The sequence below is a fragment of the Polaromonas sp. genome (genome assembly GCF_012927485.1).
Taxonomy (GTDB): Bacteria; Pseudomonadota; Gammaproteobacteria; order Burkholderiales; family Burkholderiaceae_C; genus Polaromonas.
The window spans coordinates 93,190-112,315 of record NZ_JABBPC010000029.1; the positions used below are offsets into that span (position 1 = coordinate 93,190).

At 51.1% G+C, this 19,126-nt stretch carries 18 protein-coding genes and 3 tRNA genes; 13 read left to right on the forward strand and 8 right to left on the reverse strand.

Translation table 11 applies throughout. From position 1 onward, the window contains the following. The first annotated feature begins 1 nt into the window (after position 1). The 6 genes from HHJ16_RS11280 (at position 2) to HHJ16_RS11305 (ending at position 4,518) form a co-directional block, all read left to right on the forward strand. The gene (locus tag HHJ16_RS11280) at positions 2-1,228 is read left to right on the forward strand and encodes an O-succinylhomoserine sulfhydrylase (RefSeq protein WP_296900578.1); all 1,227 of its coding nucleotides are present in this window, start codon (positions 2-4) and stop codon (positions 1,226-1,228) included. Further along, positions 1,225-2,646 carry a glutamate--tRNA ligase gene (gltX, locus tag HHJ16_RS11285; protein ID WP_296900579.1) on the forward strand — a complete coding sequence of 474 codons (1,422 nt, stop codon included), beginning with the start codon at positions 1,225-1,227 and terminating at the stop codon, positions 2,644-2,646. The genes HHJ16_RS11280 and gltX overlap by 4 nt, the downstream gene beginning before the upstream one ends. Before the next feature lie 79 nt (positions 2,647-2,725). Next, positions 2,726-2,801, forward strand: a tRNA-Ala gene (locus HHJ16_RS11290). A gap of 88 nt (positions 2,802-2,889) precedes the next feature. After that, positions 2,890-2,965 (forward strand) — tRNA-Glu (locus HHJ16_RS11295). A gap of 77 nt (positions 2,966-3,042) precedes the next feature. Beyond that, a tRNA-Asp gene (locus HHJ16_RS11300) sits at positions 3,043-3,119 on the forward strand. A gap of 79 nt (positions 3,120-3,198) precedes the next feature. Continuing rightward, on the forward strand, positions 3,199-4,518 hold the full coding sequence (locus HHJ16_RS11305; RefSeq protein ID WP_296900581.1) for a tyrosine-type recombinase/integrase: 1,320 nt from the start codon (positions 3,199-3,201) through the stop codon (positions 4,516-4,518). A 77-nt stretch (positions 4,519-4,595) separates the two neighbouring features. Here the strand turns inward: HHJ16_RS11305 and HHJ16_RS11310 are convergent, their stop codons facing one another. Both HHJ16_RS11310 and HHJ16_RS11315 read right to left on the reverse strand, forming a co-directional pair. Then, on the reverse strand, positions 4,596-5,438 hold the full coding sequence (locus HHJ16_RS11310; RefSeq protein WP_296900583.1) for an HIRAN domain-containing protein: 843 nt from the start codon (positions 5,436-5,438) through the stop codon (positions 4,596-4,598). 202 nt (positions 5,439-5,640) lie between these two features. Beyond that, entirely contained in the window at positions 5,641-5,916 is a 276-nt protein-coding gene (locus HHJ16_RS11315; RefSeq protein WP_296900585.1) for a hypothetical protein, read from the reverse strand. A 269-nt stretch (positions 5,917-6,185) separates the two neighbouring features. Here HHJ16_RS11315 and HHJ16_RS11320 point away from each other — a divergent pair, with 269 nt between their 5' ends. Continuing rightward, on the forward strand, positions 6,186-7,769 hold the full coding sequence (locus HHJ16_RS11320; protein ID WP_296900587.1) for a MobA/MobL family protein: 1,584 nt from the start codon (positions 6,186-6,188) through the stop codon (positions 7,767-7,769). Positions 7,770-7,907: 138 nt separating this feature from the next. On the opposite strand, the gene HHJ16_RS11325 is transcribed toward HHJ16_RS11320, so the two are convergent. Next, on the reverse strand, positions 7,908-8,192 hold the full coding sequence (locus tag HHJ16_RS11325) for a hypothetical protein (protein WP_296900589.1): 285 nt from the start codon (positions 8,190-8,192) through the stop codon (positions 7,908-7,910). 526 nt (positions 8,193-8,718) lie between these two features. On the opposite strand from HHJ16_RS11325, the gene HHJ16_RS11330 reads away from it, so the two are divergent. Genes HHJ16_RS11330 through HHJ16_RS11340 form a run of 3 tightly spaced genes read left to right on the forward strand, consistent with a single transcriptional unit; the run spans position 8,719 to position 10,695 of the window. After that, positions 8,719-10,035, forward strand: coding sequence for a hypothetical protein (locus tag HHJ16_RS11330; protein WP_296900590.1), 1,317 nt, complete (start codon positions 8,719-8,721; stop codon positions 10,033-10,035). Positions 10,036-10,081: 46 nt separating this feature from the next. Beyond that, the gene (locus tag HHJ16_RS11335) at positions 10,082-10,450 is read left to right on the forward strand and encodes an H-NS histone family protein (RefSeq protein ID WP_296900592.1); all 369 of its coding nucleotides are present in this window, start codon (positions 10,082-10,084) and stop codon (positions 10,448-10,450) included. Then, positions 10,447-10,695 (forward strand): type II toxin-antitoxin system MqsA family antitoxin, encoded by a 249-nt coding sequence (locus HHJ16_RS11340; RefSeq protein WP_296900594.1) that lies wholly within the window; start codon positions 10,447-10,449, stop codon positions 10,693-10,695. The genes HHJ16_RS11335 and HHJ16_RS11340 overlap by 4 nt, the downstream gene beginning before the upstream one ends. A gap of 702 nt (positions 10,696-11,397) precedes the next feature. Here HHJ16_RS11340 and HHJ16_RS11345 read toward each other — a convergent pair. After that, positions 11,398-11,841, reverse strand: a complete 444-nt coding sequence (locus HHJ16_RS11345) for a universal stress protein (RefSeq protein ID WP_296900595.1) — start codon at positions 11,839-11,841, stop codon at positions 11,398-11,400. Here HHJ16_RS11345 and HHJ16_RS11350 point away from each other — a divergent pair. From HHJ16_RS11350 to HHJ16_RS11360, 3 genes are all read left to right on the forward strand, one after another. Beyond that, entirely contained in the window at positions 11,840-12,034 is a 195-nt protein-coding gene (locus HHJ16_RS11350; RefSeq protein ID WP_296900597.1) for a hypothetical protein, read from the forward strand. The two genes, HHJ16_RS11345 and HHJ16_RS11350, sit on opposite strands and share 2 nt — an antisense overlap. A 372-nt stretch (positions 12,035-12,406) precedes the next feature. Next, positions 12,407-13,270, forward strand: coding sequence for a sensor histidine kinase (locus HHJ16_RS11355; RefSeq protein ID WP_296900599.1), 864 nt, complete (start codon positions 12,407-12,409; stop codon positions 13,268-13,270). 11 nt (positions 13,271-13,281) lie between these two features. Then, the gene (locus HHJ16_RS11360) at positions 13,282-13,704 is read left to right on the forward strand and encodes a response regulator transcription factor (RefSeq protein WP_296900601.1); all 423 of its coding nucleotides are present in this window, start codon (positions 13,282-13,284) and stop codon (positions 13,702-13,704) included. A gap of 160 nt (positions 13,705-13,864) precedes the next feature. Here the strand turns inward: HHJ16_RS11360 and HHJ16_RS11365 are convergent, their stop codons facing one another. The 4 genes from HHJ16_RS11365 to HHJ16_RS11380 all read right to left on the reverse strand — a co-directional run bounded on the left by HHJ16_RS11365 (position 13,865) and on the right by HHJ16_RS11380 (position 19,105). Further along, positions 13,865-14,323 carry an OsmC family protein gene (locus HHJ16_RS11365; protein ID WP_296900603.1) on the reverse strand — a complete coding sequence of 153 codons (459 nt, stop codon included), beginning with the start codon at positions 14,321-14,323 and terminating at the stop codon, positions 13,865-13,867. 61 nt (positions 14,324-14,384) lie between these two features. Next, positions 14,385-14,591: a DUF2892 domain-containing protein gene (locus tag HHJ16_RS11370; RefSeq protein ID WP_296900605.1), complete on the reverse strand. Its 207-nt coding sequence runs from the start codon at positions 14,589-14,591 to the stop codon at positions 14,385-14,387. Between the two features lie 28 nt (positions 14,592-14,619). Next, positions 14,620-17,826 carry an efflux RND transporter permease subunit gene (locus HHJ16_RS11375; RefSeq protein WP_296900607.1) on the reverse strand — a complete coding sequence of 1,069 codons (3,207 nt, stop codon included), beginning with the start codon at positions 17,824-17,826 and terminating at the stop codon, positions 14,620-14,622. Between the two features lie 4 nt (positions 17,827-17,830). Next, the gene (locus HHJ16_RS11380; protein WP_296900609.1) at positions 17,831-19,105 is read right to left on the reverse strand and encodes an FAD/NAD(P)-binding oxidoreductase; all 1,275 of its coding nucleotides are present in this window, start codon (positions 19,103-19,105) and stop codon (positions 17,831-17,833) included. Positions 19,106-19,126: the final 21 nt, after the last annotated feature.

Sequence of the window (19,126 nt, forward strand, 5' to 3'; positions counted from 1 at the left end):
CGTGATACCTAAAAAATTACCTGACAATCTTCACCGCGACACACTGGCCGTGCGTGCGGCCGTGGATAAAAGCCAGTATGGCGAAAATTCAGAAGCGCTTTATCTGACGAGCAGCTTTGTCCAACCCGATGCCGCCACTGCCGTGCGACGGTTTGCGAACGAGGAAGAAGGCTACATCTATTCCCGATTTACCAACCCGACCGTGGCAAGCATGGAACAGCGCCTGGCCGCGATGGAAGGGACTGAAGCGTGCATTGGCACTGCCAGCGGCATGGCGGCGATATTGCTGATGTGCATGGGACTGCTGAAAAGCGGCGATCACGTGATTTGCTCTCAATCAGTGTTCGGCTCCACCATCCGATTAATTGGCGGCGAGTTTGGCAAGTTTGGTGTTGAAAGCACTTTTGTGTCGCAAACCGACGTAGGTCAATGGCAGGCAGCCGTCAAGCCCAATACAAAATTGCTATTTGCTGAAACGCCCACCAACCCGCTGACCGAGGTGTGCGACATCCGCGCGCTCGCAGACATTGCGCACGCTGCGGGCGCTTTGCTGGTGGTTGACAACTGCTTTTGTTCTCCGGCTCTGTCGCAGCCCGTTAAATTAGGCGCCGATTTGATTATTCATTCGGGCACGAAATACCTTGACGGGCAAGGCCGTGTAATTGCCGGGGCGATCTGCGGGCCCAAAAAGCTCATCGACGAAAAACTGATGCCCGTCATGCGCAGTGCAGGCATGACGCTGTCGCCGTTCAATGCCTGGGTGGTGCTCAAGGGCTTGGAGACGCTGTCCATCCGCATGCAGGCGCAAAGCGCCAATGCGTTGATGCTGGCGACTTGGCTTGAGGCGCAGCCCGGCGTGGCCCGGGTGTATTACCCCGGCCTCAAGTCGCATCCCCAGCACGCGCTGGCCATGCAGCAGCAAACCCTTAATGGGCAGGGCTGCGGCGGCGCGGTAGTGTCGTTCGACCTGATAGGTCTTGACGCTGAAACCGCCCGGAAAAACGCTTTCCATGTGATCGACAGTACCGAAGTCTGCAGCATCACTGCCAATCTCGGCGATACCAAAACTACCGTGACCCATCCGGCAACGACGTCGCACGGTCGGATTACCGAAGCGCAGCGACAGGCGGCGGGAATCGGCCAGGGCCTGATTCGTGTGGCGGTGGGCCTTGAATACATTGACGATTTGAAAGCCGATCTCGCTCGGGGTCTGGACAGTTTTAAATGACGCTACAAGCCATGATTTCTCAAGCACCCCAAAAAACAAGAACGCGATTTGCGCCTTCCCCGACAGGTTTTATTCATCTTGGGAATATCCGCTCGGCCTTGTATCCGTGGGCCTTCGCGCGTTCCACTGGGGGCGATTTCATCTTGCGCATTGAGGACACGGACCTGGAGCGTTCGAGTCAAGCTGCCGTCGATGTGATCATCGAAAGCATGCAGTGGCTGGGCCTTGATTACGACGAAGGCCCGTTCTACCAGATGCAGCGGATGGATCGCTACAAAGCGGTGTTGGCCGAACTGAAAGAGGCCGGCCATGTTTACGCGTGTTACATGAGTGTGGCGGAACTCGATGCATTGCGTGAAAAGCAGATGGCCGCGAAAGAAAAACCGCGTTACGACGGCACCTGGCGGCCTGAGTTGGACAAGACGCTGCCTCCAGTCCCAGAGGGTGTGCAACCGGTACTGCGCTTCAAAAATCCGCAAGGCGGTTCGGTGGTGTGGGATGACAAGGTCAAGGGCCGCATAGAAATCAGCAACGACGAGCTGGACGACTTGGTCATTGCGCGGCCCGATGGCACGCCGACCTACAATTTTTGCGTGGTGGTAGACGACATGGACATGGCCATCACGCACGTGATCCGTGGCGATGATCATGTCAACAACACGCCGCGTCAAATCAATATCTTTCGCGCACTGGGCAAAGAAGTCCCTATTTATGCGCATTTACCGACCGTTCTCAACGAGCAGGGTGAGAAGATGAGCAAGCGCAACGGCGCCAAGCCAGTGACGCAATTTGCGGCCGAAGGTTATTTGCCGGACGCCATGGTGAACTACTTGGCGCGCTTGGGATGGAGTCATGGTGACGACGAAATTTTCAGTCGCGCGCAATTTCTCGATTGGTTCAATCTGGATCACCTCGGCAAGAGCGCCGCGCAGTTCGATGAAGTCAAGTTGCGCTGGGTGAATGCCCAGCACCTCAAGGCCACCGCCGATGAAGTGCTGGCTGAACTGGTGTCTCCCTTCTTGGGGGATCGCGGCCTCGCCGGACTGGATTCCGCATGGCTTGCGCGGGGCTGCGGCTTGTTCAAAGACCGCTGCAGTACGCTGATCGAGTTGGCCGGCTGGTTGCAGTTGCTCGTGACCGGAGCGCGAGGCAGCAGCGAGGATGTCACCCTCCACGTCACCGATGCTGTCCGCCCGGCGCTCAGTAAGCTTGCTGTTGCGCTGGGTAACTGCGAGTGGAGCAAAGCGGCCATTGGTGTAGCGATCAAACAAGTGCTTTCAGAAACCGGACTGAAAATGCCGCAACTGGCCATGCCGGTTCGCGTGCTGGTCATGGGAACGCCGCAAACGCCTTCACTGGACGCCGTCCTGGCGCTCATGACCCGAGGTGATGTAATCGGCCGCTTGAATGCCGACTAAATGGCAGTCGGACGTTTCAAAAACACTTAATTTTCGGGCTATAATTCAAGGCTCGACAAATGCAACGAAACTTGCAGAAGGGGGTATAGCTCAGCTGGGAGAGCGCTTGCATGGCATGCAAGAGGTCATCGGTTCGATCCCGTTTACCTCCACCAAAGACTGTCGAAAAGATTTTTAATGAGAAAGAGTTTGGCAGGACTTTTGTAGAAAAGCAAAAGTCTTTTTCAAAAATTCCAAGGTTCTGACCCCATCGTCTAGAGGCCTAGGACACTACCCTTTCACGGTAGGTACCGGGGTTCGAATCCCCGTGGGGTCGCCAAATTTCGTCACAGCAATGTGTCGAGGTAAAGCGCAAGTTTTTAGCACTTGGCTCGCAAGAGTAAACGCTATCTACCAGGAGTGGTAGTTCAGTTGGTTAGAATACCGGCCTGTCACGCCGGGGGTCGCGGGTTCGAGTCCCGTCCGCTCCGCCAAAATGGAAAAAGCCTTGTAAGTCAACGACTTACAAGGCTTTTGTCTTTCAGGGTAGTAGCAAATTTGGTAGCAATTCACATGCTCAATTTGCCTATCTACCTCATTGGTTCAAGCTACTACTTGCATACCCGTATCGCGGGCAAGCAGGTTAAACGTTCGCTTCGCACCAGCTACAAACGCGAAGCTATCATCCGTGCAGTAGAACTATTGACCAGTTTGACAATGCACAAAAAAGACCTCCCCGAAAAGTACGAGCTGGACTTGTCCCGTGGCATCCTGAAATCGGATAGCCCCGAAGACCACAACCGCCTAATGCAAGCCATGGAGGCCATGAAAGCCCTACATAGTGGTCAAGCCACTATGCAAGCCCACACCATTGCAAGTGCCGTTACAGCCCCCTTTAAGGACGACCCTACCGCTTTGAAGCTGGGTGAACTGTTAGAGAAGTTTTTTCTACTGCGCAATGTAAAGCCGGCAACCGCTTTGTCGTATAAAAACGCGACCGAGGAATTTAAGAAGTTCCTGAAAAACCCTCCCATTACGCGAATTAGCACAAGCGACGTAACCCGCTGGCAGGAGCATTTGGCACAAAAAGGCAATGTCCCGCGAACAATTGATGGCAAGGTGGGTGTGATCAAAGCTATCTACAATTTTGCGAAAAAACAGGGTTACACGCGGGAAGATAATCCCGCCGCTGACAGGGATTTGCTTACTAAAAAACAGAAGCAGCGCGGTGGGTACGCGACTTTTGAAACCGATGAAATCGTGCTTTTGCTGGGGAGCGTCTTTTTTCGCGAACGCCTTGCCGAAAAATCCGACTACACGACAGCAGTTCTCATGGGGCTCATGACCGGGTGCCGTGTGGGCGAAATCACGACATTGCGGAAAGAACACTTTAAGCACAGCCGCAAAGGCATCTCCTTCATTACCATTCGGGACAGCAAAACGGAGGCGGGGATTCGTGAAGTGCCGCTACACCCGTACATTTACACGCACATTGCTCCAAAGCTCGACGCACTGAAAAAACCCGGCGACAAGCTCTTTAAATATAAGGAGCGGGACGGAAAAGGCAGCGGCAATGCTGCCGGGAAGATGCTTGCACGCAACTTGGAAAGCGCACGCCTTACACGCGAGAAGCTCGTTTTTCACAGCTTGCGCAAATACACGAACAATGAGCTTTTGCAAAACGGCGTAAACCTTGAACACCGTTGTCAGTTCGTCGGGCATGAACTGGACAATGTAAACGTTGCTGTTTATTCAAAAACTATCAGCGTGGATGACCTTGCCGCTGCCGTCTTTCCAGCATTGGACATGATTGCCGCGACGGTGAAAAAAGCCCTCGACCCTATGGGCAATATTGCAATTGGCGACCTTATCGACCCTGACGCGCTAATGTAGTTAACCGCCCCGAGGAAGGAAAGTATCCGCAAGTGAAAAAACCAGCTACTAAAACAAGCGACCCTAAAAGCGTGTTGCTAAATTTGTTTTTTTAAGTCAGGCTTCAACTCTATTATTCGTTCAGCAACTTCGTCAATGTTGTCTGATAAATATTTGTAAGTTTTACCTTGTGCTTTAAGTTGACTGATGGCTTCCATCAAAATGGTTTTGCTGACTTTTTTTAGATAATAACCATCCCTAAAATCTTGGTCATCAAATTCTTCCAAGATTTTTGTATAACCTTCCCATTCTTCTAGCTCTTCATTTTTAGAAGATTTCTGATGCTCTGATATGGCTTGTTCTGCTTGTCCAGCAGTTAAACCATTTGGAATAGGTAAGCTAAAGAATTTAAAGTAATCTTTCTGTGATGAATCGGCTAGTTGATTACTCAAAAACTCATTAAATTGTTTCTTATCTGCTTTGGGACCAATGACTTGATATTGAATGTCTAAAAAGTCATTGTTGCTTATGTAAATTCGTCCAAGCCTAGCCTTAACATTCTCATACATTCCAGTGCCAATAATTTGTGCTGAAATCTCTTTTGGTAGGTAGCCAATGAAATATTGAGTTGAGCCTGATAGCCCAATCAATTTAATAGCATTGGAATCAAATTTGTTGTGTAGCTCTCTTTCTAGGCTTAACACTGGATTGCTAGACTTGGCAAACTTCAATGCCTCCTCTTTTCTGTGCTGAATTCCAGCAACAGGAAGGTTTTTAGCGAAAATTTGATAGCCACTTGGCATAGGTGGAAGAAAACTTTTACCACTGCCTTGAGAGTCGTTTGAACTCTTGTTTTTGGATATTGGTGTAGTAGTCTTTTTTTTGTTTGAAAAATAGAAATAGAAGACAGCAATGAGAATTAAACCAATGACCCAAGACATAACATCATTCCTTTTTCGCTTCTAAAATGTTCGAATGATACACACATAAACAAAAAAGACCCTGCGTATTAACACTAAGTCTTTTTTTGTGAAATTGATGGGGCTGAACCTAACCTATATTTTTTACCCTAAATTTAACAGCATGCTTTCAGATAGATTTGCTAATAAAACGGGGTTTTTTCAATATCTTCTGAATAGTTCTCTAATTTTCTCGGGTAGATGCTGCAACCAACACTAAATAAGGAAATGCATTTTTATCGCGCTCTGGTGCGTTAGATAGTAATTTGGCGACGTAATTACGCAGTGTCGCATTTATCTCAATTTCTTTCAACACAAGCGCACCGATTACATATTTCCGTCTATCCGTGATTTTCCGTTCTTTGCTATTGTATTGGCTTTGCAATTGCTGCTTCTTTGCTTTTAACTGCATTTGCTCCGCTTGCAACACCGCAATTTTTTCTTTCAGGTTTTTGCTCATGATTTGTCTCGCTTTCTGAAATCAGCTTAACAAATCATTGCTATTTGTCAATAAAGGCTGGGGCTATTCATTTGTCCCGGCCTTTATTGCTTTTGTGTTTGCTTTTGCTACTATGTATGTATCAACGCACCCGCTTATGTTCTCGCCTGCTATATCGTCATCGTCCATCGTAGCCCCCTGCAAGGGCTCACTTATGCAAACATCCACTACGTGTATATTTGCGTTCACCCTACCGGGGGCGTTGCTTTGCAACCTGGGAGCAATTCGATATGCCTAGCCTAGCCACATGGTTTACGCCTTCGCTGCAAACCATTTCGCGTTCGGCTGGACGTAGCAGCGTCCTGGCTGCTGCTTACCGTGCTTGCGAAAAGCTAACGGACGAGCGTTTAGGCATAACAAGCGATTACACGCCAAAAGGTAAACATGGGTTAACTGGCAATATTTGCGTTGGTATTCCGAATGACGATATCGCATTGTTATTTAACAATGCTGAAAAAGCAGAAACCCGAGCCAATTCTACAGTTGCGCGAGAACTTATGGTTCCCTTGTCTTCGGAATGGAGCGACCACGAGCGAAGCGAATGCGTCCGCGCCATCGCGCAACATTTGCGCGATGAGTACGGCGTAGCCGTCCTGGCCTCAATTCATCGCCCAGCTATTGATAACAATAACGACCACGCACACATTTTATTTACTACGCGCACAGTGGACGCCAAGGGCATATTTGGTAAAAAGACCCGCATCCTTGATGATGCAAAAACGGGTGAAGTGAAGAAAATGCGCGAGGCTGTTTGCGAAATTGTGAACACGCATGCGCGTGCCAATGGTTCCGATTGGTACGTTTATGCTGGTAAGTTTTCTGACATTATTGAAGACTATATACCTACCACACACATTTCAATTAAGCACGGTAAAAAGCAAAAGCAATACATCGATGCTAATAGAGAAACTGTAAAAGAAGCGCAGGCCGTTATTGCGAAGACGAAGAACCAGATTGCAGTAAACGATGCGAAGATTGCAGCGCTAACGGCACAAGCCACAATTGAAGAATCGAGCCAAAAGGCCCCTACAACATCCGCAAAGGCTAATAAAGAACATGCGGTAGCTCCTACCCGTGCGCAGGTTTATGAGCGACTTCGTAGTTATCCGGAACTAGCCGAGCTTGCAGACGAGGCCGAAGCCGGAAAGAACGAGCCTTTGTTTGAGCTTTTGCTTAAATTCGAGTCAGATATTAAAATATTCGGTTCTATTCAACCAGAAGAAGAAAAAGTCATTGATTGGGTCGAATATATGCAAGACCCGCGCATTAAAGCAGAAAATGAAAGAATAGCAGACGAGCTGAAAGCTCCCAAGCTACACGAGACAACCTTGGACAAAGCATTACGCTTACGAGCCGTGTTTGAAGAGCTGGAAGTATGCCGCAAGCAGCGCGAAGACTTCAAAGACCTATTAGCTTATAGAGGAAGACAACTTGACGCGCTAAATGAGAAAGCTCCTGGCTTCTTGTCTCTCCCATCGACCAAAAAAGAGCATAAAGTCGAATTGCTGAAACTTCATGCTAACATTTTAGGGGCGCAAAGCTTAATAGACGAGAACATAGCATATATAAACAACAAAACAGTTCAACAGCAATCAAATGAGTATTGTTCAAATACGCATTACAAAGCATTGTGTGAGCAACATGACGCTACTTTGCCGCTAAGTCTTTTTGACCAAATGAGGGCAGATAAAGTAAAGCAACTTTCGTTGACAAAATCCGATTGTGCCAAAGTTGTGAATAAATTAGTAAACAATGACTTGGACATTCAAAAACAAGCGTATGGGTTAGTCTACGGGGATGCCCTCTCCGTATAAGTCCTAAAATCGCTTTACAAGGCGCGCAATGGGCTTTTTGGTATGCTAGTTCTCCGCGCCGCGTCAAAGCTTTTTGGCGAGCTTATAGCCCTATTGCTTCCGCTTCGCTTTCATGGGGCAAGCCCCATACCCTTGGTCTCATTCAATTGGAGTTATCTCCCAGCCTTGTGAAATGCGCAGTGCAATGAAAGCTACGTTTGTGGGGTCGGTAACTTGGTGGAGGGCATACCAAAGTTTGGGCTTTACCATGCCGTTGTACCGTGCCGCCACTGGTTCAACGCCGATAGGGATTTTAGCTTTGTTGGCCATGCTCTTTGATATGAGCAAGTAGGGGTCAAGGCCAGCGGCTTCAAGTTCATTGACCCTAGATGGCAGTCGGTTTCCATTCGCATCTTTGAATGGGTTGTTGTTTTCGTATGTCATACGCCATAGGTTGGTCTATTTCGCAAAATTGTCAATTTCTTACGGCCTATATACCTTTGTGATATCACTCAATTACCCTCTTGGTCTCCGCGCTTGCGCGGGGATAGAGAGGGTCGGCACCCCGAAGGGGGCCGGGGAGAGGTTGGGGCTAGGTAATAATTGTATTAGCCATACAGACGGGTAGAACTCGCACTCTGCCAGCCCACTAAGCATGCGGATTTTGTGCTTTTTTATACAATAAAAGCATGGAGGGATTTCTATAAACTATATAAATGCGTTGAGCAAAGAAAAAGCCGAGAACATCTTGCGACGCGCCCGGCTATTCTTGACTTCTGTACCCTTATAAGGTAATTTGTTTGGAGCAAGACAAGTAACAAGCTTGAACTGCTCGAAACTGACGGTAACTCAACTACGCATCAATCTCTTTCATTAACAATTGTAGCTAAATACGCTGCAAAGTCAAGTAAATGCAAGTTTTAATAGGGTACTGAATCCAGCAGTTTTGCAACTGAAACGGACTCAACCCATGCCTAAATTCAATGCAATCTCAATACAGCAACATCAAGCGGCGCGCTTGTTGACACAAGATTATCGTTTAACCCGAAAGAACATTTTAGGAGACGGCTTAAAGCTATGCCGCCGTACCAAAGCTCACAATAGCAGCAATCCCGATATCGCGTACATTGCCGTTAAACCACATAATGGCGGCTATACCGCAAAAATGCACGATGTGGCGAAATGTGGCAACGCCCATCTTTGCGCATATTGCTCCGGTACAAAAGCTGCACATATGCGCGACTGGATTAACGTCGTCTTTCTCCCCGAAGTAAAGTGTCATGGTCTCGTTACGGGCCTTTTAACGCTTACTGCGCATCATCATCGGCAATCCGATTGGTCGGCATTCGTTGCCAACTTTTATAGGGCCTTGGAAGTTTTTGCTAATACCATGCGGCGTAATTTTAAAGCAGTGGGTAGTTTTGGCCGAATTCGTGCTATGGAGTCGCCCATAGGCTCCAATGGCTTGCACATCCACATGCACGACCTTTTTACCTATATGCCCGGTGCGGATATTGCTGCACTTGGTGTAATTGCCTTGGCCAAGTGGAAAGCAGCCCTGCGCAAGTTTGGCTTGCATTGCTCCAAGCGTGGCGTAGATATCAAAAAAGATGGTGAATTTGCTCCCTGCTACATTGCAAAAGAGCTTGCTGCCCATGACACAAAGACAGACAGTAAAAGCGACCTTGTAACGTTGTTTAAGCTGCTGGACAAAAGCGCACGCGGAGACAAGCAGGCGGGACAGGATTGGATTCGCACAGCAAAGGCAATTCAAGGGCGCGACCGATGGAACGTGGGCCAATTGGCCCACAAGCTGGGCATACCGTCTCCCAGCGACTGGAAAAACCCCGAAGCTGCGTCTATGAACGACGTGACACCTGTGCAGCTTATTGAGTATCCACAATCCCACCACATGATTGCCACCAGTCCAAATAGCGAGCGTGCGGGACTGGCATTTATTTTGCGCGCTGCAAGAAATGAGGCGGCCCGACCCGGTAGCGTCAAGCGCATGGCACTACGAATGTGCGATGAGACCATCAAAGCAGATATTGAACTAATTAAGAAAAAAAATGTATGCCGCCTTGTCGAAGCACTAAAAGCGGCCCCGGAAGCAACGGAAGAATTAACGGCTCGGCACTTTGTGCGCTATACATTTGCAGTTGCGGAATACCGCGCTAAAACGTATGCCTACATGTTCCCAGCCGCTATGGCTATGCCCGTGCCTATGTTAATGCTAACACCCGTTATAGCCCCAATTACACGCGACCTTGAATTGGACTTTTCCTAATTGCGTTCCCATGTGATACATTGCGGCCACCACATAGGAGACCACAATGGCAGAAAATAGCGCGACACAGTTGGAAAAATTGGAGGCCGACCAAAAAAAGGCGATGGCTGCACTCGCAGAAGCCAATGAGAAATTAGCCAGTTTTCGCAACTCAAACCGTGGGCCAAAGCTCGCAGAGCTAAAACAAGAAATTACAAATTACGGATTTACAGCCATAGAGCTTTTTGGCGTATCTGCATTGAATACCACAAAGCCAAATGCAAAAGCAAAGGCCCCACCGTCCACCGCAGCCATCGTTAAATATCAGGATGACCAAGGCAATACGTGGGGTGGTGGCAAGGGTCCGCGTCCCGGCTGGATTAAGGCTATACAAGAAGCAGGCGGCGACATCGAGAAGTACCGCGTAACGCCATGAAATGCCCGGTATGCGGGGGTGCTGAACTCGCCTGCGACACCCTAGAAATGGACGCCAATGGCGTAACCTTGGTAATCACGGGCGACTTTTGCCCCTCATGCGGTGAATGTATCCTTGACCGCGAAAACGGCGACCGTTATGGTGCAGCTTTGAAGCAAGCTCGCTTGATGGTTGGTGCTCGTTTGGCCGAGTTGGGCGGTACTGTCCCCGACATGCAGGACATTCCGAGACGTAGGCCAGAGTAGCTCTCCCTTTTGGAATCACGCTAATTGCGGTAAAGTTAAGACGTAGCCACCAGTAGCACTACTGGTAGCAAGTTTTTTAACATCGCTACTACTCACGGCGTTGATTTATAACGGTTTTTTGGGTTGGGCATTTCTGTCCCGTCCGCTCCGCCAAACCTTCAAAAGGCCCGATTTATCGGGCCTTTTGTCTTTCAAGGTCATTTTCACGTGAGCCATTGCAGTGGGCCATTCAAGGACCACCACAATGCGCATCTTGGCCTATAGCCGTTGTTCCCGCCACGGTATTTTCTATTTCTGCATCTTCATTCCAATGGCTCTGCGCTCCCGATGGAGTGGGCGACCTTAGATAAAAATGGCGCTCGAAATCCGGGACCAGCCTCAGGTGCTTATTCCCGGTCTAGGATTAATAAAGTCTCAACCGGTTGGGGACCACGGCAAAGCCTGATGCAAAAAATCCGTACGGGCGCAGATCGCATTTGTACCACCATCGATTAAAGCGATCGCGATTTGTGGTTAGCGGCAGCATCGCTGGAGTTGAGCAATATGTTTCTTGCGTATTCTGCCAACTCGAGCAGGCCGATTTCAGTCAAGTCAGAAAACCGAGGCAGGCGAATCGTTTAACGCTGTCAACCAGGTCCTGTGGTTGGTGGTGGCTAGGGAGATAGCTGTCTGGGTCTTCCGTTGGCTATTCTGGAATCATATTCAACGCAACACCAGTACTGGCACGGTGCTGTGCGTTAGTACGTGCTGAGTTTCGCTGCCTAGTAGTACCCGCTTTATGCCTTTGCGGCCGTGCGAGGCCATGACAACGAGGTCGCACTTATGTTTTTTCGCGGCGGCCATGATCGACTCCGCTACCAAATCTGACTGGGCAACGATGGCCTGGCACTTGACGCCTTCGGCTTGTGCCGCCTGCTGCACCGCATCCACCACCGCTTGGCCCTTGTCGCTCCATTGCTTCTCGGTGCGCGCGATGTCCTGGACAGAAATTGGGATGCCGCCTTCAAAATAGCTCACAGGGTAGCGCGGCACAACATAAAGCGCGACCAAATCGGCACTGACGGCAGCAGCGAGGTCGATCGCGCTACTAACGGCTTTTTTCGAAAGGGCAGAGCCGTCAGTTGCCACAAGAATTCGTTGGTACATGAAAAGTTCTCCGGATTTGAGCGAAGACTTCAGCTTAGGGCGGGCCTTCTACTTGGGTATTGATCAACGTCAACGGCTGGCCCCCCTGGTTGATAGTCATTCTTTATGTGAAGTGCCGTTCGCAGGCTTTGTGCTGGCCGAACATGCTGAGTGGAAAGACCTAGAGCCTAACAGCAACCGTCTATGGAAGTGACAAAAACGAACCATCAATGATGTGAATTGCTTGGACGGAATTGGTGGGCTCACTCGTCAGCGGGCCTTCCACCGCAGAGCGACCACATCCTCAGGACCTCCTTTTGGGTCGCACGAAAGGCTTTATTTTGTAAATTTATAGGAATTTCAATGGTAGTCACATTGTGTAACCAATATTGTTATTTGTACTTTTGAGCTATTTTTAGAGATATTCAGATGGCTGTATGTATCAATTTGCATTACGGTGTGGGCGTAGATAAAAAAAGAAAATCTTTTACGCAAAACAATGCGGGCAGTTGAAATCAAGCACAGTGAAAAAGCGGGTGAAGACGAAACTCGTGACTGCGGAAGATGGCTTATTCAGGGGGATTTTATGAACAACGGGATTCAGTCTGACATCAAGTCGGGTTCATTCATAAGAATTGGGGCTCCGTTGACCGGTTGCCAGATCTATGGAACGGGCAAAATAGACGAGGTGTTCTTACGGGCTACTCCGATTCCTCAGGCAGCAAAAAGCGAAGTGAATCTTTTTACTTTCATGCGGCCAGACGTAACGGAAAGTATCCAATTTCAAGACGAACCCAGGGATTTTGGGGCGGCGGCGAACGCTATCCGTGAAGAAGAAAAAGCCCGCGTTGCGCGGGAGTTGCACGACGAGCTTGCGCAGCCATTGACAGCGCTGAAGATGGATGCGATCTGGGTGCGCGACAATGTCGCCGCTGCGCCCGAGGCTGCGGCCGCCAAGCTGACCGATATGCTAGCGACGCTTGACCGCGCGGTCACCGCCACCCGCCGCATCGCCGCAGACCTGCGGCCGATGTTGCTGGATGATCTGGGACTGGTGCCTGCGGTCCAATGGCTGGTAAACAATTTCAACCGGCGCTGTGGCGTGGCTTGCACGCTCTTTGTGGACGACGGCCTGGAGTTGCAGGAACCTTACGCGACTGCGGTGTTCCGGATCGTCCAAGAGTCGTTAGCCAACGTCGCGAAACATGCTGATGCTTCTGAGGTTTCTGTTGTCATCGACAAGGTGTTGAACACTGTCTTGCTGGCGGTTCAAGACAACGGACGCGGCTTCTCTACAGCTTCGCCGCGCAAGCCGCAATCGCTCGGCCTGATGGGCTTACGTGAGCGGGCGCAGTTGCTCAAAGGGCTCGCGACTATAGACAGTGCACCTGGTCTTGGCACTCGCGTCGCAGTCTCCATTCCTGTACGGAACGCAGGTGCGCCGCAATGATCAGGATTGTGATGGCAGATGACCACGCTGTGGTCAGGGAGGGTCTCAAGCGCATCGTTGCTTCAGCCAACGACATGGAGGTGGTGGGTGAGGCCGTTGACGGAGTCGAAGTGATGCGGCGCGTGCGTGAATCCGATTTCGACGTGCTGTTGCTGGACTTGTCGATGCCTGGTTGCAGTGGCATGGAGCTTATCAAGCTCGCGCACCGCGAGAAGCCTAACCTGCGCATCCTTGTACTTAGCATGCACCAAGAGCTTCAGTATGCAGTGTGTGCCATGAAGTCCGGTGCGAGCGGCTACCTTGCCAAAGAATGCGCGCCGGAGCACCTGGTTCAGGCCCTTCGCAAGGTCGGCGGGGGCGGTGCGTTCATCGGCACCGAAGTAGCAGAGCAGTTGGCCTTAGGGGAGCATGCGCCTGGAACTCTCCTCGCTTAAGCATAGCTTTCGTCTTGATCGAATTTGAATTTCCGCGCCTATCTGGATCAAAAGCAATTTTGGCACTTTGGGGAAGGTTCTTGGCGCGGTTGGCCTCTCAAGCTCAAAATTGAATGCAGTACTGCGCTGGCAAGCAAGGCGCTGACTTGATTTGAGGCGTTTAGGCCAAGTGAGGGCTGTCCAGACGGACTCCATTGCTATCCTTGACGGATATCTTGACGGGAATCCCCGCCTGAACACTTTGCGTGACAGTGCAGAAATCTTCAAACTGCCCAAGTACACGGTCTAGATGCGTTAGCTTTACAGTTTCTTTTCCAAGCTGAATTTCGACATCGATCTGTTGAATACGCAGCCGGTTGCTTTCATTTCTCTCCACGCTACAAGTCGCCTTGGTCGTGATGCCACCAGCGTCCTGCTTAAACTTCTGCAACGAGAAAAACAAGCTTGCCGACAGGCAGTTCGCTACTGCAGCCAAGAGCATATGGGTCGGTGCGGGACCTTCGCCCTTTCCCAGCGGTGCTGGCTCGTCGGCAAGTAAACCGGGCATCCCGTCTCCGAATTCCACTAGAAACTGGTAGTCCTGCTTCTGAGTCACCGTGACGCTTACCATGTCAGCCATGATCATTTTCCTTTAAAAGTTTTTGTTCGTCAGTCATACCCATCAGTTCTCGAACAACAGTTTATCGGTCGCGCACACCCGCTTTTTTCAATAAAATTTCCAGCGGACAAAACTGTGTAAAGCTGCTCTGCAAAAGATTGGCGCCCACGAAAACCGTAAACCACAAAAAATATTTAGTCAGGAAGAGGGGGCTTTCGGGCACGCCCAATCCCAAAGAAATAAGAATAAAAATTCCTGCAAACATGCGAACCATGCGATCAGTAGTCATAGTCAATCCTTTTGAAAATCAGTAAAAGTTAAGAAAATTTCTTTCGATTCGCGGCGTAATACAGCACGGGAATCACCACCAGAGTCAGCAAGGTGGACACGAAAATACCGAAGATCAGCGAAATCGCCAAACCGTTGAAAATTGGGTCATCCAGAATAAAGAGCGCGCCGATCATCGCCGCCAGTCCCGTCAGCACGATTGGTTTCGCGCGTGCGGATGCAGAATGAATCACCGCTTCGACAAACGGCATGCCCTGCGCAACTTGCAGGTTGATGAAGTCCACCAATAAGATCGAATTGCGCACAATAATGCCCGCCAACGCAATCATGCCGATCATCGACGTAGCCGTATATTGCGAGCCTAACAGCGCATGACCCGGCATCACTCCGATGATGGTGAGCGGGATCGGCGCCATGATGATCAGCGGCGTCAGGTACGACCCGAACTGCGCCACCACGAGGATGTACACCAGCACCAAACCGACGGCATAGGCCAGCCCCATATCGCGAAACGTCTCATAAGTAATCTGCCACTCGCCGTCCCATTTCAGCGAGAACTGACGATAAGGATCGGAAGGTTGATTAATAAAATATTCACCTAGCGGCGCCCCTTGCGCGGCGGTCAGATTGCCGAGCTTGCTGCGGACTTCGAACATTCCGTACAAGGGACTATCAAGTTTCCCCGCCATGTCGCCGATCACGTAGGTGACAGGCAGCATGTTCTTGTGATAAATCGTCTTTTCGCGCGTGGTTGGCTGCACTTTCACCAATTCAGACAGTGGCACGTTGTCGCCACTGCCAGACTTTACCGTCATCGTCAGCAGCGTATTCAGCCGAGCCTGCTTTTCTGGCGGCAGGATCAGTTGCACCGGGATGCTGTATTTTGATTGGCCGTCGTGTAGTGACGTGATGTCTTCGCCGTTAAGCGCGACCCGCATTGCCTGCACTACGTCAGTAGCCGGAATGCCCAACAACGCTGCTTTGCGCTGATCGACGCGCAGCACCACTTTTTGCGCGTTATCTTCGATCGAATCGTCAATGCCGATGATATCGGGTGTCTGGCCGAACGCTTGCCGCACCTGCTTGGCCAAGGCGTGGCGACCCGCTTCATCGGGACCGTAGATTTCTGCCACGAGAGGCGACATTACCGGCGGGCCCGGGGGCACTTCCACGACCTTGACTTTGGCGCCATGCCGGGCTGCAATTTCTTCCAGTGTGGCCCGCACCGCACCTGCGATCTCGTGGCTTTTGCGAGAGCGCTTGTGCTTGTCCACCAAGTTCACTTGCAAGTCGCCCAGTTCAGGTGCCTGACGCAGATAGTATTGCCGCACCAATCCATTGAAATTGATCGGTGCTGCAGTGCCCGCATACCCCTGAAAATCAGTGACTTCATCGATTGTCGCCAGATAGGCGCCCATCTCGTGCAACGCCGCCGCGGTATTTTCTACCGGCGTGCCGACGGGCATATCGAGTACTACCTGGAACTCCGATTTGTTATCGAAAGGCAGCATCTTCAACACGACTAGCTGAGCGACCGGTAGACTGACCGATAGCAGGATCGCCAGCAAGATCCCTGCCCACAACCAGCGACGGTTTCGGACGGCGTTTTTATCGGAAAGAAAGGGCAGAAGAAGCCGGTTGAACCAGCGGTGCAGTTTGTTGTCAACTTGCGTTGCATGCGCGCTATCGCCAGTCTGTGATTTGGAAAGCCGACGCGCCAGCCAAGGTGTCACGGTAAATGCAATCACCAGCGAAATCACCATGCCCATGCTGGCATTGATCGGAATCGGGCTCATGTAAGGGCCCATCAGCCCGGTGACGAACGCCATCGGCAGCAAGGCCGCGATGACAGTAAAGGTAGCCAAAATAGTGGGCCCTCCCACCTCATCGACCGCCGCTGGAATAATGTCTGAAAGCGATTTTTCCGGATAGAGTTCGCGATGCCGGTGAATGTTCTCGACGACGACGATCGCATCGTCGACCAGGATACCGATTGAGAAAATCAAAGCGAACAGGCTGACCCGGTTAAGCGTAAAACCCCAGGCCCACGATGCAAACAGGGTCGCGGCCAGAGTTAGCACCACGGCAATACCGACAATGGCGGCTTCCCGCATACCCAACGCGAAAAAAACCAGAACTACCACTGCAGATGTCGCAAAAATGAGCTTTTGAATCAGCTTTACCGCTTTGTCGTTGGCCGTTTCGCCGTAGTTGCGGGTTACGCTGACCTCCACGCCGGTGGGCACGATCGTGTTGCGCAGTTCAGCCACTCGACTCGTAATCTGCTCCGCGACTTTCACCGCGTTTTCACCAGGCTTCTTGGTGATTGAGATAGTCACCGCCGGAAATTCGCTGCCCATTGTGGTGACTTCAGTCGCGGCCGCCTTGCCGACGCCAAACCAGACGTATTTTGAAGGTTGTCCCGGGCCATCCACGATGCGGGCCACATCGGATAGGGACACTGGGTTGTTATCGGACACCCCCACGACCAATTGACCTACTTCCTTGGCGCTTGCCAAAAAATTACCAGTCTGGACTTCTACCGTGGTGTTGGCTGCAGCAAGCTGACCCGCTGGCAATGCGGCATTGACACCCAATAATGTCTGGCGAATATCGTTGATAGACAGGTGGTAGACATTGAGCTTGTCGATGTCCAGCAGCACGCGTACCAAACGACCCGGGCCACCCAAAGTCACGACTTCGCGGGTGCCGGGTACTCGCTTCAACTCGGCTTCCATGGCGTGCGCGACGCGCTCCAGTTCGTACGCGCCGCGATCGCTGTCCTTAGTCCAGAGCGTGAGCGATACGACTGGCACATCGTCTATGCCCTTGGGTTTGATGAGCGGCTCGCCAACATTCAATTCACGCGGAAGCCAGTCGCGGTTGGATTGAATCGTGTCGTACAACCGTACCAGCGCTTCGGTGCGTGGAACCCCGACCTTGAATTGGGCGGTGATGATCGCCATCCCCGGCTTGGATACCGAATACACATGCTCGAGCCCTTGAATCTGGGAGATGACCTGTTCCGCTGGTGTGGCCACCAATGTCTCGACATCTTTAGCCGATGCACCGGGAAAAGGAATCATCACGCTGGCCATGGTGACGTTGATCTGCGGCTCTTCCTCGCGTGGGGTTACGAGGACCGCAAACAAGCCAAGCAGCATTGCCACCAATGCAATCAGCGGCGTGAGTTGCGAGTGTAGAAAGAATTTCGCGAGGCGACCGGCAATACCCATAGTCTTATTTGCTCTTGAGTTTCAAAATGCCAAGTGCCTTCAATACGTACCTTTCGTAAATCGGCTCGGAGGTGCCCTTTTTCATCTTGCGCATGAAATATTTTTCAAAAGCAATCTTGGCCAGATGGACCCATTTTCCCTCCGCGAACCAGCTCACATTGCGGGGTGGAATTTGCGGCAAGGCGACAAATGCAATCCCACTATCACCAAAATCGGCCAGGCAGATCGCGTTCCAAGTTGCCTTCGCGCTCGGCTCTCTTCCTTGCAATTCTTCTTGGATATTGTGGGCAGTGGCGGTCACCATCGATTCGATCATGTAGCCGGTTTTCGGTGCGCCGGTCGGTACGGGTGTGATTTCAACGGGCGGTATGGCCACGCAAACGCCTAGCGCATAGACATTTTTAAACTTTGGATTACGCTGATGCTCATCGATCAAAATGAAACCGCGCGGATTGGTCAGGCCCTCAATGCCGAACACCGCATCGATGCCCTTAAAGGCGGGTAGCACCATTGAATAAGCGAACGGCAACTCGTGTTGTTTCTTCACGGCACCGTTTTCGTCATGCTCGGCAACCAGCATCTTGCCATCTTCTACCTTGAGGATTTTGGCATTGCAGATCCACTTTATATGACGCTCGCGCATCGCCGATTCCAGCATCGTTTTGGAGTCGCCGACGCCTGCGAGGCCGAGGTGGCCGATATAGGGCTCAGGTGTGACATACGTCATCGGTACGCGATCGCGGATCTTGCGCTTGCGCAAATCGGTATCCATGATGAAAGCGAACTCGTAGGCGGGACCAAAGCATGACGCGCCCTGGGCTGCGCCGACTACGACCGGACCCGGTGCTGCTATGAATTTGCTCCAGGCCTGTCCTGCGGTCGTCGCATGATCTACATGGCAGACCGATTGTGTGTACCCGTTAGGTCCCAGGCCTTCAATTTCATCAAAAGCGAGTTTCGGTCCGGTAGCGATCACCAGAAAATCATAGTCAATCATCCGGCCATCACCGAGTTCGACCATATTTTTCTCGGGATGGACCCGCTTCGCACCGGCACCATCGAACGCAATGCCCTGGCGCTCCAGGTAAGGCGCCACTTTGAATTCAATCGCGTCGCGAGTACGCCAGTTGACTGCGACCCAAGGATTGGAAGGCACGAAGTGGAACGTGTCGGTGTTCGATACCACCGTGATGCTGTCGCCGGAACGAAGCAGTGGTTTCATTTCATAGGCCATCGGCATGCCGCCGATGCCTGCACCTAGGATAACGATATGAGACATATTACCTCCAGATATTGAACC

Bases quoted from the DNA above. Each gene is read 5' to 3' on its own strand.
- gltX (WP_296900579.1), top strand. From the start codon at position 1,225: ATGACGCTACAAGCCATGATTTCTCAAGCACCCCAAAAAACAAGAACG.
- HHJ16_RS11305 (WP_296900581.1), top strand. From the start codon at position 3,199: ATGCTCAATTTGCCTATCTACCTCATTGGTTCAAGCTACTACTTGCAT.
- HHJ16_RS11310 (WP_296900583.1), bottom strand. From the start codon at position 5,438: ATGTCTTGGGTCATTGGTTTAATTCTCATTGCTGTCTTCTATTTCTAT.
- HHJ16_RS11315 (WP_296900585.1), bottom strand. From the start codon at position 5,916: ATGAGCAAAAACCTGAAAGAAAAAATTGCGGTGTTGCAAGCGGAGCAA.
- HHJ16_RS11320 (WP_296900587.1), top strand. From the start codon at position 6,186: ATGCCTAGCCTAGCCACATGGTTTACGCCTTCGCTGCAAACCATTTCG.
- HHJ16_RS11325 (WP_296900589.1), bottom strand. From the start codon at position 8,192: ATGACATACGAAAACAACAACCCATTCAAAGATGCGAATGGAAACCGA.
- HHJ16_RS11330 (WP_296900590.1), top strand. From the start codon at position 8,719: ATGCCTAAATTCAATGCAATCTCAATACAGCAACATCAAGCGGCGCGC.
- HHJ16_RS11335 (WP_296900592.1), top strand. From the start codon at position 10,082: ATGGCAGAAAATAGCGCGACACAGTTGGAAAAATTGGAGGCCGACCAA.
- HHJ16_RS11340 (WP_296900594.1), top strand. From the start codon at position 10,447: ATGAAATGCCCGGTATGCGGGGGTGCTGAACTCGCCTGCGACACCCTA.
- HHJ16_RS11350 (WP_296900597.1), top strand. From the start codon at position 11,840: ATGAAAAGTTCTCCGGATTTGAGCGAAGACTTCAGCTTAGGGCGGGCC.
- HHJ16_RS11345 (WP_296900595.1), bottom strand. From the start codon at position 11,841: ATGTACCAACGAATTCTTGTGGCAACTGACGGCTCTGCCCTTTCGAAA.
- HHJ16_RS11355 (WP_296900599.1), top strand. From the start codon at position 12,407: ATGAACAACGGGATTCAGTCTGACATCAAGTCGGGTTCATTCATAAGA.
- HHJ16_RS11360 (WP_296900601.1), top strand. From the start codon at position 13,282: ATGGCAGATGACCACGCTGTGGTCAGGGAGGGTCTCAAGCGCATCGTT.
- HHJ16_RS11365 (WP_296900603.1), bottom strand. From the start codon at position 14,323: ATGGCTGACATGGTAAGCGTCACGGTGACTCAGAAGCAGGACTACCAG.
- HHJ16_RS11370 (WP_296900605.1), bottom strand. From the start codon at position 14,591: ATGACTACTGATCGCATGGTTCGCATGTTTGCAGGAATTTTTATTCTT.
- HHJ16_RS11375 (WP_296900607.1), bottom strand. From the start codon at position 17,826: ATGGGTATTGCCGGTCGCCTCGCGAAATTCTTTCTACACTCGCAACTC.
- HHJ16_RS11380 (WP_296900609.1), bottom strand. From the start codon at position 19,105: ATGTCTCATATCGTTATCCTAGGTGCAGGCATCGGCGGCATGCCGATG.